Below are 552 nucleotides of genomic sequence, written 5' to 3' on the forward strand. Positions count from 1 at the left end.
TATCACGAGCTTGTCGAGCGTGCAATGGAATCCGTATGCGGGAAAGGTTGGATTCCAGACGCAAACGACTTGCCAAGGCCCATCGACCTCCATATATGCGCAGCCTCGGTCGGGACGTAGCGCAGCCTGGTAGCGCATCACACTGGGGGTGTGGGGGTCGGAGGTTCGAATCCTCTCGTCCCGACCAATTATCCTTTAAAATCAATATGATAGATACGATCGCGAATCAATGCTCTATCAACTCCGTCTGTAGGTAGCAAATAGGTAGCATCAGCATAATTGCTTAACCCCATAGCGGAAAATTTGAAATCCTGGAGAAGCCGAATATTAAGGCGCGAACGGAAACACCTATTTGGTAGGATATGCAGGAACTGGCTGATTTTGATAATATACGGAAGGGTACCACCCTTTTATTATAGCCTGCATTCACTAAGGTGGTGGGAGGGGTAAATAGCAACCGCTGAAAATTTTTCAGTTTTGGGATGTACTCGGACTGACCGTGAGCAACAACTCATCTGCCAAGCCTGGCCACGACTACTCGACCTTCTCGAT

General features: G+C 48.7%; 1 tRNA gene. It reads left to right on the top strand.

What is annotated here, in order from left to right:
* The first annotated feature begins 110 nt into the window (after positions 1–110).
* Positions 111–187 (top strand) — tRNA-Pro (locus V7665_RS13800).
* Positions 188–552 lie beyond the last annotated feature (365 nt).

This window comes from Parasphingorhabdus sp. (assembly GCF_036964675.1).
Lineage (GTDB): Bacteria > Pseudomonadota > Alphaproteobacteria > Sphingomonadales > Sphingomonadaceae > Parasphingorhabdus.